This is a genomic window from Roseateles sp., assembly GCF_039595295.1.
In the GTDB taxonomy this organism is placed as follows: domain Bacteria; phylum Pseudomonadota; class Gammaproteobacteria; order Burkholderiales; family Burkholderiaceae_C; genus Roseateles.
The window spans coordinates 15,933-28,000 of the sequence record NZ_JBCNLU010000031.1 but is presented as its reverse complement, the minus strand read 5'-3'; the positions used below and the strand labels follow the sequence as shown (position 1 = coordinate 28,000).

Sequence of the window (12,068 nt, the reverse complement as noted above, 5' to 3'; positions counted from 1 at the left end):
CGATTTCGCGTCGGCGGATCCGGACAGGAGTTTGCGCAGGGAGGACAGCAGGGCCATGGTCGGGTCGGCGGATTATGGTCGGCCGACCGGGCTCCGATCGATGGGATTGCGGTGACATTCCCCCTGACTCGGGGAGTCGGACGCGGCGGCGCGGCCGTACAAGGTAAAGCTCGCGACACATCGTTGTCGAAACGGCAGCATGCCAGTCGTCGTAGGGATGTGTTCCTTCCTCAACTCCGGAGACCACCATGACGAGTTCCGTGAATGCCGTGCCCGCGCCGTCCGGCGTCCTGCCCTACCTGACCGTGCGCGGCGCGCCGGCCGCCATCGAGTTCTATCAGCGCGTGTTCGGCGCCGAGCTGTGCCTGCGACTGGATGCGCCCGACGGCCTGATGCATGCCGAGCTCACCGTCGGGGGCGCCCGCTTCATGATGACCGAGGAGCGCGAGCAGTACGGCGGCACCAGTCCGCTGAAGCTCGGCGGCTCACCCGTCAACCTGACCATCTACGTGCCCAACGCCGACGCGACGGTGAAGGCGGCCGAGGCCGCCGGCGCCACCGTCGACATGCCGGTGGCGGACCAGTTCTGGGGCGACCGCATGGGCTCGATCACCGATCCCTTCGGCCACAAGTGGATGGTCGCGACCCACATCGAGGACGTCAGCGAAGCCCAGCTGCGCGAGCGACTGGCCAAGATGTTCGCCGAAGGCCAGCAGCACTGAACGCGCCCCAGGCTCGGGGCGCCCGGGCAGGGCATCGCGCTCGCGACACCCTGCCCCTGATCCGGCTCAGTGCGACTTGCGCGCCGCGCCGAGGTAGGTCTCGATGACGCGCGGATCCTTGGCCAGCTCCGCGGCGGGGCCCTGCAGCGCGATCTCGCCGGTCTCCAGCACGTAACCGTAGTCCGCGACCTCCAGCGCCGCGCGGGCGTTCTGCTCGATCAGCAGGATGGACACGCCGGCCTCGCGCAAGCGCGAGACGATGCGGAACACCTCCTTCACGATCAACGGCGCCAGGCCCAGACTGGGCTCGTCAAGCATCAGCAACTTGGGCCGAGCCATCAGCGCCCGGCCGACCGCCAGCATCTGGCGCTCGCCGCCGGACAACGTGCCGGCCAACTGCGTGCGACGCTCCTTCATGCGCGGGAACAGCGCGTAGACGCGCTCCAGCTCATCGCGCCAATCCTTGATGCCCAGCCGCATCGGACGGAATCCGCCCAGCACCAGGTTGTCCTCGACAGACATGGTGGTGAACAGCTCGCGCTTCTCCGGTACCAGGGCCAGGCCCTTCATGACGCGCTCTTCCAGGCCGAGGCCGTTCACGTCCTCGCCGTCGAAGAGGATCTCACCGCGCGCCGGCAGCACGCCCATCAGCGCGTTCAGCGTCGTGCTCTTGCCCGCGCCGTTGGGACCGATCACGGTCACCACCTCGCCCTGTCGCAGCTTCAGATCCAGCCCCGTCAGCACCTCGGCGCGACCGTAGCCGGCGTGCAATCCGCTGACCTTCAACAACTCGCTCATGTCAGTGTTCCGTTCCCAGATAGGCCGCCCGCACCTCCGGGCTGGCCTGCACGTCGGCCGGCGTGCCCTCGATGAGCTTGGTCCCGAACTCCATCACCACGATGCGGTCCGTCAGGCCCATCACGAAGTCCATGTCGTGCTCGACCAGCAGGATGCTCATGCCCTCGGCGCGCAGCTGGCGAAGCACCGCCGCGAGCGACTGCTTTTCCTTGAGCCGCAGCCCGGCTGCGGGCTCGTCCAGCAGCAGCAGCGTCGGATCGCTGCACAGCGCGCGCGCGATCTCCATCAGCCGCTGCGGGCCCAGCGCCAGATTCCCGGCGAGCTCGTGCAGATGGTCCTGCATGCCGATGCGGCGCAGCTGTGCTTCGGCCTCGGCGAAGAGGCGGCGCTCCTCCTCACGATCCAGGCGCAGCATCGCGCTGGCGGTGCCGCTGCGCGAGCGCAGATAGCCGCCCAGCGCGACGTTCTCCAGCACCGTCATGTCCGCGATCATCTTCACATGCTGGAAGGTCCGCGACAGGCCGCGCCGCGCGATCTGCCGCGAGGGCAAGCCGGTCACCGACTCGCCCGCGAACTGAAGCTGTCCGCTGGTGGCGGACAGCACGCCGGAGATGAGGTTGAAGGTCGTGGACTTGCCGGCGCCGTTCGGGCCGATGAGGCCCATGATCTCGCCGGCGCGCAGCTCGAAACTGACGTCGTTGACGGCGACCAGCCCGCCGAATTGCTTGCGCAGCTTGTCGACCTTGAGCAGCACCGAGCCCGCCTGCGGCTTCGCCCGCGCCGGCAGCGCCGCAGCGCCCTCCCAGTCGCGGGCGCGCGGCGGCGTCGGCCAGCGACGCGCGATCCAGACCTGCAGCGACGGCCACAAGCCCTTGGGCGCGTACTTGAGCATCAGCACCAGCACGATGCCCAGGACGATGATCTCGAAGTTGCCGTTGCTGCCGAGCAGACGCGGGAGCAACTCCTTGAGCTGGTCCTCGATGATCTTGAACACGCCCGCGCCGACGAAGGCGCCCCACACGCTGGACACGCCGCCGACGACGGCCATGAACAGGTACTCGATGCCCATCTTCAGACCGAAGGGACTCGGGTTCACCGTGCGCTGGACATGCGCGAAAAGCCAGCCCGACACCGATGCCAGCTGCGCCGCGATCAGGAAGATCACGACCTTGTAGCGGAAGGTGGAGACGCCCATGGCCTCGGCCATCACCGTCGCGCCGCCCAGCGCGCGGATCGCGCGGCCGGGACGCGAGTCCAGCAGATTGCGCACCGCGATCGCGCCCAGGATCGCGAACAGCCAGATCAGGTAGTAGATGGCGCGGCCGTCGGCCAGGTTCAGCCCGAAGAGCTCGATCGCCGGCACGCCCAGCAGACCGTCGTACTTGCCCAGCACGTCCAGGTTGGCGATGGTGAAGTTCAGGCTCAGGGCCCAGGCGATGGTGGCCAACGGCAGGTAATGGCCGGACATGCGCAGCGTGATCAGCGCCAGCACCAGCGAGATCACCAGCGTCACGCCCATGCCCACCACCAGGCCCAGCCAGGGCGAGAGCCCGTAGCGCGCGCTCAGCAGCGCGGTCGCGTAGGCGCCCACGCCGACGAAGGCCGCCTGGCCGAACGAAGTCAGCCCGCCGACACCAGTCAACAGCACGAGACCCAGCGCGACCAGCGCAAACATGCCGATGTAGTTCAGCTGCGTGATCCAGAACTCGGGCACCGGCAGCAGCGGCAGCACCGCGATGGCGATCAGCAGCAGCGCGGGGACGATGCGACGTGAAGCGCCGGCGCCGGTCGAGGGCTTCGCCGGCGAAGCCAGCGTGGAGGAACGATCGGCGGCCACGTCAATGCTCCTCATGGTGCGGGTTGCGCCAGCTGCGCCACAGCAGCACCGGCAGGATGGAGGTGAAGACGATGACCTCCTTGAAGGCGCTCGCCCAGAAGGAGCTGAAGGACTCGACCAGCCCCACCAGCAGCGCGCCGACGGCGGCGCCGGGGTAGCTCGACAGTCCGGCGAAGACCGCGGCGACGAAGCCCTTCAGGCCGATGAGGAAGCCGCTGTCGTAGAAGATCGTCGTGGTCGGGCTGATCAGGATCCCCGACAGCGCGCCGATGAAGGCTGCCAGCGTGAACGACAGCCGACCCGCCGAAGTGCTGGAAATGCCCATGAGCCGCGCGCCCAGACGATTCACCGCGGTGGCGCGCAGCGCCTTCCCGTAGAGGCTGCGCTCGAAGAACAGCCACAGCGCCGCGATCAACGCCAGCGACACCAGCACGATGATCAGCGTCTGCCCCGAGAACAGCAGCGGGCCGAGGCTGAAGGAGGCGTCCCAGAAGCTCGGATTGCGCGAGCCCTCGGCGCCGAAGAACACCAGCCCCAGCCCGGTTAACGCGAAGTGCACGCCGACCGACACGATCAGCAGCACCAGCACGGAGGCGTCGGCCAGGGACTGGTAGGCCAATCGATACAGCAGCCCGCCCATGGGCGTGACGACGGCCAGCGTGATCAGCGCCTGCGCCGTCAGCGGCAGCTTCATCGGCGCCAGCAGCAGCGCCGCGACACCGATGACCACGCCCGGCAGCGCGCGCAGCATGATGGATTTGAACTCCACCCCGATGCGGCCCGCTCGCGCGGCGGCGATCAGGTCCAGCACCGCGGCGAGCAGCGCCATCGCGATCAGGAAATGGATGGTCAGCGGTGTCTGACCGAGTTGCAGGCCCGCCAGCGTCAATGCGCCGAAGGCGACGAACTCGCCCTGCGGGATGAAGATCACCCGCGTGACTGCGAATACCAGGACCAGCGCCAATGCCAGCAACGCGTAGATCGCGCCATTGGTGACTCCGTCCAGCACCAGGATGCTTGCTATCGCCCCGTCCACCGTGTCTCCTGTCGTGGTTCCGGGCAAGCGGCCGTTGACCGCGATCGCGCCGACCTCAAGGGTGGCGTCGTCGCGGCCGCTCCGAAGGCCGTCTGCCCGAGGTTGGTCGTATGTTCGACTTGGGTTCGACTGTGCGACCGACTCTAGCGAGATTCGCCAGGGGTTCCGTCAGTGGATGCCGCATTGACAATTCGCAAGACATTCATCCGACCGGTCGGTCGAGCTTGAATGGCGTCAATGACGCCCGGCATCAGGGCGAGTAGCGAGAGACGGCTCGCGGAAGCTCAGACGGCTTCGAGTTCGCCGCGCAGCGAATGCAGATGCAGGCAGGCCTTGGCGGTGGCGCGGCGCAGGTCGAGCTCCTCGCGCTTGGACCATTCCCGAGCGACGCCGCGCTGTCCCAGCGCGAGCACGCCCACCGTCTTGCCGTTGATCTGACCGCTGACGTCCAGCATTGCGCGCCAGGTCGGCGGCGGCTGCAGCTTGCTCATGCGCGGATCGGTTTGCGCGTCGACGCAGCGGAACACGCCCTCGCCCAGCAGCGCGTCGAAATAGCCGGGGTAGGCCTGCTGCTCGCAGACGGGAAGCTGATGGCTGGGGCCGTCGACCGACTCGCCGCCCAGGCAGCGCAGCCGATAGAGACCAGGTTCTCCGTCAAGCAACCAGAGGCTGGCGTGCGAACTGCGGAAGTAGTCGCACAGGGCTTCACTGACGGCTTGCGCGTATCGCGCGGCCAAATCGCCGGGGGCGTCGAGTCCCGCGTCGCGGAACTCCGTGGCGGGCCATTCCAAGTCTTGACTGGCCGCCCGCATGGCGGCAAACAGCCCTTCGATCCTCTCCATCGATGCGCTCGCTTCCCTGTGTTGTCTTGTCGTTGACGCCACGGTGAAACGGCGCGGGCCGCATTCTAGGTGTTTTCCCTAGATCATGCCAAGCCGGTTTGTAGTCGTGCTACAGGCCTCAAGGGCCCTGGAGTGTCGTATGACGACGCGCTGGACGACCTTTCGTCGCGGGCATTAGCGATGGCCCGATACGGGTTGGCCCGCGCTTGTAGGAAAATACGGGTTTCGCCGTCTGCCCCCAGGGGGGAACTCGGGGCGTCGGCGCCGCATTTCATACTCTTATCAGGATCAGGATCAGTGGCCAAGGATACGACCAAGACGACCATCGAAGCCGATGGTCTTCGCTATCGCTCTAAAGCTCCCGGTTCGCCTTTCGCGGCGACCTCCTCGTTCGGCGCGGCCACGATGTCGTGCTTCCTTTGCGGCAAGCATCGCCCTCGCGCGCTGCTGAAGTCCCGCAAGCTGCTGGGCAAGTCCCAGCCGGTCTGCGCTCCGTCCTGCAAGGAATTGGAAGAACAGCTGGCGAAGAAGTAAGCCCAGGCTCACGTGGCGCCGGAGGTCGGCTCGATGCCGGCCCGCGCCGCCTTGCTTGACGGAGCATCTTGCGCTCCGCGCCTGCTCAGGACGCCCTGAAGCAGCGCCCACAGACCGCGCGGTAACGGGAGTTGCCGCCGATCTCGACCTGCGCACCCTCGGTCTGCTTGCGACCGCTGGCATCCACGCGCATGTTCATCGTGGCCTTGCGACCGCAGTCGCAGATGGTCTTCATCTCATCCATCTCGTCGGCCAGTGCCAGCAGCGCCGCCGATCCGGTGAACAGCTCGCCCTGGAAGTCTGTCCGCAGTCCGTAGCAGATGACCGGCACATGCCGCATGTGCGCGATCTCGTGCAACGACCAGACCTGCTCCTTGGACAGGAATTGCGCCTCGTCGACCAGCACGCAGGCGATGCCCGGCGATTGCGTCAGCAGCGCGCGGAAGTCGGTCTCCAAGGTGAACACCTCCGCCTGGCGCTGTGGCCCCAGCCGCGAGGTCACGAAGCCCTTCCCATAGCGATCATCGACGCTGGCCGTGAAGATGCGCACCGCATGGCCGCGCTCCTCGTAGTTGTGCGCCACCTGCAGCAGGGCGGTGGACTTGCCGGCATTCATCGCGGCGTAGCGGAAAAACAGTTTGGCCATGGTTTTCGAGAGCCCGGTCGCCGGGCAGCGGGCGATTGTCGACGCAAACCCGACCGTTCGTCGGGCGGTGCTTTCACCCCCGGGCAAGCGATGTAGCGGGCCGTCACATGCCCCGCCTAATATCGTTCGCGAGGGAATCGATGTGCCGCGGGACACGAGCCCGCTGGCGCGAACAAGAGCGCGAGCGAAGCGAGACCATGAGCAAAGACACCAGCACCGCCGTTCGGGAAGACGGCCTGCGCTATGCCTCCAAGCTGGGAGGGTCGCCGTTCCAAGGCAGCGGCCAGACCCGTTCCTGCTTCAAATGCGGTCGTCACCGGCCCCCGAGCAGCCTGCAGTCCAAGCGCATCCTGGGCCGCACCGAGCTGATCTGCAAACCAGCCTGCGAACCCAAGACCTGATTCAAGGCCGCGTCCGGCGTCCGCAGGTTCAGGCCGAACGGGCGCCGGGGGTCGACCGACGTGAATTGCCACGGCCGCCTGGCTATGGGCACAATCCCGCCTTTTCCGTTGGCCGGCTTCGCGCCGCTTGATTCATGTCCTCCAGCACCCCGCCGCAAGGCGACGTGACCCCTTCCCAGACGCCCGCTCCTCAAGCCGACCCGGCCCAGGACGTGCCGTCGGCCGCTCCGGTCGACGCGACGCCCGTGGCCGAGCAGGCCGCCGAGCCCGCGCCCGGCACGGCGCCCGGCACGAAAAGCGACGCCGCGCGTGTCGACGTGCAGGCGGTGGCCGCGCAGCTGAAGGAGCTGTTCCCGGCGCTCTTCACCGGCGGCGCCAAGCCGCTGAAGCTGCGCATCCAGTCGGACATCCAGGAGCGCGCCCCCGGCAAGTTCACCAAGGCCCAGCTGTCGGCCTTCCTGCGCCGCTACACCGGCGGCACCGGCTATCTGATCGCGCTGAGCAAGGCCAAGAACCGTTTCGACCTGGACGGCCAGCCCGCCGGCGAGCTGAGCGACGAGCATCGTGAAGCCGCCAAGCAGGAGCTGACCCGACGCCGTGGCATCGTCGACGCGCGCCGCGCCGAAGAAGATCGCGGCCGCGAGGTACGCGCCCAGCTGCTGCGCGATTTCTCCCGTACCACGCTGACGCCGGCCAACTTCTGCGCGCTCAAGGGCCTGACGCAGGAACAGCTGGACGCCCAGCTCGCGCAAGCCCGCGAGGAAGAGGCCCAGCGGCCGCTGCGTCCGGAGCGCTTCGATCGCCAGGACCGCGGCCCTCGCGGCGGCGATCAGCGTCGCGGCGGCCCTCGTGGCGACGGTCCGCGCGGCGAAGGCCGGCCGGGCCAAGGCCCGCGTGGTGATCGCGGCAACCGGGACGACCGCCCTCGCCGTGACGGCCAAGGCCACCCGAACGACGGTCGCAAGCCGCCTCGCCAACCGGGCTGATGTCCGTGGCCCTCAGCGGCCGGCGCCCCGTCTGCGACGGATGCGCCCGGCCGCTCGCCGGCTGCTGGTGTCGATGCGTCCATCGCGTCGACAACCACGCCAAGCTCCTCATCCTCCAGGACCCCGATGAACACGGGCATGCGAAGGGCACCGCCGCCTTGCTGGCGCGGTGTCTGACGCAGGCGGAACTCCGTGTCGGCGAGCGCTTCGAGCCGCCTGCGGATCTGGGCGGGCATGCCCTGCTCTACCCGGACACACCTGGCGGCAGGAGCCTCGGCGGACCTGCGGCGGTGCCGCTGTCGGTGCCGCATGGGTCGGCTGAGCCGCTGACGCTCATCGTGCTGGACGGCACGTGGCGGCGCAGCCGTCGGATCCTTCATCAGAACCCCTGGCTGCAGACGCTCCCGCGCGTGGCGCTTCAGGCGCCCCCGCCGTCGCTGTATTCAATCCGGCGCGCGCAGGCCGAGAGCCATCGCAGCACGCTTGAGGCGTGCGCACTGGCGCTTGCGCAGCTGGATGGCGATGCGGCGCGCTACGAGCCGCTCTGGCGGGCGATGGACGAGTTCATCGCGCTGCAGGCGCGCTTGGCCGGAGTTCGAGCTCAACCGGCGCCGGACGACGCGCGGTAAGCTGCGGCGCCTCAACGCCGGAGATGCCATGAGTTCGACTTCTGCCACGCCCACGAACACGCCGTCCAACGCGGCGGAGCCCCGCCTCACCTCGCTGTCCCACGGCGGCGGCTGCGGCTGCAAGATCGCGCCCGGTGTGCTGTCGGAGATCCTCAAGGGCACGAGCGCCCTGCCCGTGCCCAAGGAGTTGCTCGTCGGCATCGAGACGGCGGACGATGCCGCCGTCTATCAGCTCAACGACGAGCAGGCCCTGATCGCCACCACCGATTTCTTCATGCCGATCGTCGACGACCCGCACGACTTTGGCCGCATCGCCGCGACCAACGCGATCAGCGACGTCTACGCGATGGGTGGCAAGCCGATCATGGCGCTGGCACTGGTCGGGATGCCGATTTCGGTGCTGAGCACCGCCACCATCGGCCGCATCCTGGAGGGCGGCGCGTCGGTGTGCCGAGCGGCGGGGATCCCGATCGCGGGCGGCCACACCATCGATTCGGTGGAGCCGATCTATGGCCTGGTCGCGCTCGGCCTGGTGCATCCCAGACGCGTCAAGCGCAACGCCGACGCGAAGACCGGCGACGTGCTGGTGCTGGGCAAGGCATTGGGCGTCGGGGTGATGTCGGCGGCGCTCAAAAAGGGCAAGCTCGACGACGCGGCCTATCGCCGAATGATCACCACGACGACGCAGCTGAACACGGCGGGCCCGGATCTCGCGGCACTCGAGGGCGTGCATGCGCTGACGGACGTGACAGGCTTCGGCCTCGCCGGTCATGCGCTGGAGATCGCGCGGGGCTCCGGCTGCACGGTGGAGATCGATTGGTCGTCGGTGCCCTTGCTTGAGGGCGCACGCGCGCTGGCGGGTGACGGCTTCATCACCGGCGCGTCGGGCCGCAACTGGGCCGCCTATGGCGCCGAGGTGTCGCTCGCAACGGGGCTTCCCGTTGAGACCCAAGCGCTGCTGAGTGATCCGCAAACCAGTGGCGGCTTGCTGGTGTCCTGCGCACCGGAGACGGTCGACGAAGTGCTTGGCGTCTTTGCTCGCCACGGTTTCGCTGCAGCAAGCGTGGTAGGACGCGTCGTGCCCGCAGCGGATAGCGCGCTGCGCGTCGGCTGAGCTCACCGGGAGCTGCCAAAGCGGCTCGCCAAAAACAAAAGGCCCTCGCATGAGGGCCTTTGTCAGGTTGGTTGCGGGGGCCGGATTTGAACCGACGACCTTTGGGTTATGAGCCCAACGAGCTACCAGACTGCTCCACCCCGCGGCTGTGATGTCCGCTGCTGTCGGCCCTTGCGCCGATCAGCCATTTCGTCGATCGCATCGCACGCGGCCTGAGCCTGTCGTGTCGATCCGATCAACCGCGCCGTCCTGATGACGACGCTCGATGTTCTGGTTGCGGGGGCCGGATTTGAACCGACGACCTTTGGGTTATGAGCCCAACGAGCTACCAGACTGCTCCACCCCGCGATCGAAGAAGGAGAGTGTAGCACGGAAACGAGTATCGGCTCAAGAGAAGTGAGCCGCGGCGCTCAAATCGTCGGCACCCGCGCGCCTTGGCTCAGATGCCGGCCGCCTGCAGCGATTGCAGGAAGCGCTCCGCGTCCTGGAAGCCGATCACGCGCACGCCGGTGAGTTCCTGCCCCTTGGCATCGAAAAAGATCGTTCCCGGCGGGCCGAACAGCTTGAAGCGCTTGAGCAGCTCACGGTCCTCGGCGTTGTTGGCCGTGACGTCGGCTTTGAGCAGCACGGCGCCCGCCAGCTTGGCCTGCACCCGAGGATCGGTGAAGGTGAAGCGCTCCATCTCCTTGCAGGACACGCACCAGTCGGCATAGAAGTCCAGCATCACCGGCTTGCCGGCGCTGCGCAGCGCTTCGTCGAGCTCGGCCACGCTCTTGACCTTGCGGAAGCTCACCTCGCCCGCCGGCGCCGCGGCCGCCGAGGCGCCGGCCTTGCCCCCTCCAATCACGCCGGCCAAGGGCTTCAGCGTATCGGTGCCGCCCGCGGCGACGCCGACGAACTGCGCCACACCAAACACCATGGCCGCCATCGCGGCGCTCTTGCGCAGCCACACGCGCGGGGTGTTGGCCTCGGTGCGCTGGAACAAGCCCAGCAGCGCAGCGACCGCGATCAGCAGCGCGCCCCACAGCAGTTGCGCGATCACCTGCGGCAACACCGGCTGAACGATCCACAACGCCACGGACAGCAGCAGCAGACCGAAGAAGTACTTCACCGCCTCCATCCACGGACCCGCGCGCGGCAGCACCGTGCCGGCGGACAAGCCCAGCAACAGCAGAGGCAGGCTCATGCCCCAGGCCAGCGCGAACAGCGCCAGACCGCCGACGGCCACGTTGCCGGTCTGGCTGATGTACAGCAGCGCGCCGGCGAGCGGCGCCGCCACGCAGGGGCTCACGATCAGCGCGGACAGGCCGCCCATCACGAACACGCTGAAGAACTTCCCGGCCGGCAGACGCTGCGTCGCGTCGGACACGCCGCCGGTGAAGCGGCTTGGCAACTGGATCTCATAGACGCCGAACATCGACAGCGAGAAACCGACCAGCAGCACCGCGAACAGTGTCAGCACCCAAGGCTTCTGCAGATAGGCCGCAAGCCCGCCGCCCGCCAGGCCCGCCGCGACGCCGAGCGCCGTGTACAGCAGCGCCATGCCAAGCGAGTAGCTGAAGGCCAGCAGGAAGCCGCGCAGGCGCGACGGCGCCTGCCCTTGGCCCACGATGATGGACGAGAGGATGGGCAGCATCGGCAGCACGCAAGGCGTGAGCGAGAGCAGCACACCGGCGGCGAAGAAGGCGCCGATCACCAGCCACAACTTGCCGGACGCAAGCGCGTCATCCAGCGGAGAACCGCCGGCGCTCGTCGGGGCCGGCGCCGCGGCGGACTTTGCGGACACGGACTGCGTCGCATCCGGTGAGGCCGAGGCCACCGCCTGCGCAAGTCCGAAACCGCTCAGCGCATCCGGCGCCGCGCCAATCTTCACCGCGCCGTCACCGCCGAAGCCCTTCAGACCCAGCGTGAGCTCGCTCTTCATCGGCGGATAGCACAGTCCCTTGTCCGCACACCCCTGCCCGGTCAGCACCAGCTTCAACGGCGCGGCTTCCAGCGTTTCCACGGGCACCTTGATGCTCAGATGCTCGCGGTAGGTTTCGACTTCTTTCTGGAAAGTCTCGTCGAACTTGCGCTTGGGCGTCGGCCAAGCAATGTCACCGAGCTTGGCGCTCGCGGGCTCCAGCTTGAACTGGTCGCGATACATGTAATAGCCGGGCGCGATCGTGAAGTTCACCTGGAACTCGCGATCGCCCGTCAACTGCACGTCGACCTTGAAGGCCTGTTCGGGATCGAGGAAGTCGTCGGCTCGCGCCGGGCCGGCCAGCAAGCTCGCGGCCAGCGCCATCGCCAGCATCAGGGCCGGCAGCAGGCGTCGCATCGGGGCAGGAAGAGTCATGAACGCGGTACGCGCGCGAATTCGTGGTCCGCGTCGTCGTGAGGTCGGAAAGGCGCGAAGCTTAGCGCCAAGCGAGAGGACGTGACGATGGACACTGCGCATGCCCGGACCGCTGTGCGCATATCGTGGATACAAAAGAAAAAAGGCCAGCATTGCTGCTGGCCTTCTTGTGCGCGAATGCGGGT

12 protein-coding genes and 2 tRNA genes are annotated in these 12,068 nt (G+C 67.8%); 6 read left to right on the top strand and 8 right to left on the bottom strand.

Annotated features, from left to right (window positions below):
• Positions 1–248: 248 nt before the first annotated feature.
• Positions 249–722, top strand: coding sequence for a VOC family protein (locus ABDW59_RS18985; RefSeq protein ID WP_343631980.1), 474 nt, complete (start codon positions 249–251; stop codon positions 720–722).
• Positions 723–788: 66 nt separating this feature from the next.
• On the opposite strand, the gene ABDW59_RS18980 is transcribed toward ABDW59_RS18985, so the two are convergent.
• The 4 genes from ABDW59_RS18980 to ABDW59_RS18965 form a co-directional block, all read right to left on the bottom strand.
• On the bottom strand, positions 789–1,520 hold the full coding sequence (locus ABDW59_RS18980) for an ABC transporter ATP-binding protein (protein ID WP_343631978.1): 732 nt from the start codon (positions 1,518–1,520) through the stop codon (positions 789–791).
• Position 1,521: 1 nt separating this feature from the next.
• Positions 1,522–3,372, bottom strand: coding sequence for a branched-chain amino acid ABC transporter ATP-binding protein/permease (locus tag ABDW59_RS18975; RefSeq protein WP_343631976.1), 1,851 nt, complete (start codon positions 3,370–3,372; stop codon positions 1,522–1,524).
• Entirely contained in the window at positions 3,359–4,393 is a 1,035-nt protein-coding gene (locus ABDW59_RS18970) for a branched-chain amino acid ABC transporter permease (protein ID WP_343631974.1), read from the bottom strand. The genes ABDW59_RS18975 and ABDW59_RS18970 overlap by 14 nt, the downstream gene beginning before the upstream one ends.
• A gap of 284 nt (positions 4,394–4,677) precedes the next feature.
• Entirely contained in the window at positions 4,678–5,235 is a 558-nt protein-coding gene (locus ABDW59_RS18965; protein WP_343631972.1) for a GAF domain-containing protein, read from the bottom strand.
• A 297-nt stretch (positions 5,236–5,532) separates the two neighbouring features.
• Here ABDW59_RS18965 and ABDW59_RS18960 point away from each other — a divergent pair, with 297 nt between their 5' ends.
• On the top strand, positions 5,533–5,769 hold the full coding sequence (locus ABDW59_RS18960; protein WP_088385503.1) for a hypothetical protein: 237 nt from the start codon (positions 5,533–5,535) through the stop codon (positions 5,767–5,769).
• Positions 5,770–5,854: 85 nt separating this feature from the next.
• Here ABDW59_RS18960 and ABDW59_RS18955 read toward each other — a convergent pair whose 3' ends face one another.
• The gene (locus ABDW59_RS18955; RefSeq protein ID WP_343631966.1) at positions 5,855–6,415 is read right to left on the bottom strand and encodes a thymidine kinase; all 561 of its coding nucleotides are present in this window, start codon (positions 6,413–6,415) and stop codon (positions 5,855–5,857) included.
• A 197-nt stretch (positions 6,416–6,612) separates the two neighbouring features.
• Between ABDW59_RS18955 and ABDW59_RS18950 the strand changes: the two genes are divergently transcribed.
• The 4 genes from ABDW59_RS18950 (at position 6,613) to selD (ending at position 9,545) form a co-directional block, all read left to right on the top strand.
• Positions 6,613–6,816 carry a hypothetical protein gene (locus ABDW59_RS18950; RefSeq protein ID WP_067065216.1) on the top strand — a complete coding sequence of 68 codons (204 nt, stop codon included), beginning with the start codon at positions 6,613–6,615 and terminating at the stop codon, positions 6,814–6,816.
• 134 nt (positions 6,817–6,950) lie between these two features.
• Positions 6,951–7,802 carry a ProQ/FINO family protein gene (locus ABDW59_RS18945; RefSeq protein WP_343631964.1) on the top strand — a complete coding sequence of 284 codons (852 nt, stop codon included), beginning with the start codon at positions 6,951–6,953 and terminating at the stop codon, positions 7,800–7,802.
• Positions 7,802–8,431: a tRNA-uridine aminocarboxypropyltransferase gene (locus tag ABDW59_RS18940; protein WP_343631962.1), complete on the top strand. Its 630-nt coding sequence runs from the start codon at positions 7,802–7,804 to the stop codon at positions 8,429–8,431. The genes ABDW59_RS18945 and ABDW59_RS18940 overlap by 1 nt, the downstream gene beginning before the upstream one ends.
• 28 nt (positions 8,432–8,459) lie before the next feature.
• Entirely contained in the window at positions 8,460–9,545 is a 1,086-nt protein-coding gene (gene selD, locus ABDW59_RS18935) for a selenide, water dikinase SelD (protein WP_343632032.1), read from the top strand.
• A gap of 68 nt (positions 9,546–9,613) precedes the next feature.
• Here selD and ABDW59_RS18930 read toward each other — a convergent pair.
• The 3 genes from ABDW59_RS18930 to dsbD form a co-directional block, all read right to left on the bottom strand.
• Positions 9,614–9,690, bottom strand: a tRNA-Met gene (locus ABDW59_RS18930).
• Between the two features lie 126 nt (positions 9,691–9,816).
• Positions 9,817–9,893 (bottom strand) — tRNA-Met (locus ABDW59_RS18925).
• A gap of 91 nt (positions 9,894–9,984) precedes the next feature.
• Positions 9,985–11,883: a protein-disulfide reductase DsbD gene (gene dsbD / locus ABDW59_RS18920; RefSeq protein ID WP_343631960.1), complete on the bottom strand. Its 1,899-nt coding sequence runs from the start codon at positions 11,881–11,883 to the stop codon at positions 9,985–9,987.
• Positions 11,884–12,068 lie beyond the last annotated feature (185 nt).

Coding starts and splice junctions, on each gene's coding strand:
- ABDW59_RS18955 (WP_343631966.1), bottom strand. CDS start 6,415: ATGGCCAAACTGTTTTTCCGCTACGCCGCGATGAATGCCGGCAAGTCC.
- selD (WP_343632032.1), top strand. CDS start 8,460: ATGAGTTCGACTTCTGCCACGCCCACGAACACGCCGTCCAACGCGGCG.
- ABDW59_RS18950 (WP_067065216.1), top strand. CDS start 6,613: ATGAGCAAAGACACCAGCACCGCCGTTCGGGAAGACGGCCTGCGCTAT.
- ABDW59_RS18945 (WP_343631964.1), top strand. CDS start 6,951: ATGTCCTCCAGCACCCCGCCGCAAGGCGACGTGACCCCTTCCCAGACG.
- ABDW59_RS18940 (WP_343631962.1), top strand. CDS start 7,802: ATGTCCGTGGCCCTCAGCGGCCGGCGCCCCGTCTGCGACGGATGCGCC.
- dsbD (WP_343631960.1), bottom strand. CDS start 11,883: ATGACTCTTCCTGCCCCGATGCGACGCCTGCTGCCGGCCCTGATGCTG.
- ABDW59_RS18980 (WP_343631978.1), bottom strand. CDS start 1,520: ATGAGCGAGTTGTTGAAGGTCAGCGGATTGCACGCCGGCTACGGTCGC.
- ABDW59_RS18985 (WP_343631980.1), top strand. CDS start 249: ATGACGAGTTCCGTGAATGCCGTGCCCGCGCCGTCCGGCGTCCTGCCC.
- ABDW59_RS18975 (WP_343631976.1), bottom strand. CDS start 3,372: ATGAGGAGCATTGACGTGGCCGCCGATCGTTCCTCCACGCTGGCTTCG.
- ABDW59_RS18965 (WP_343631972.1), bottom strand. CDS start 5,235: ATGGAGAGGATCGAAGGGCTGTTTGCCGCCATGCGGGCGGCCAGTCAA.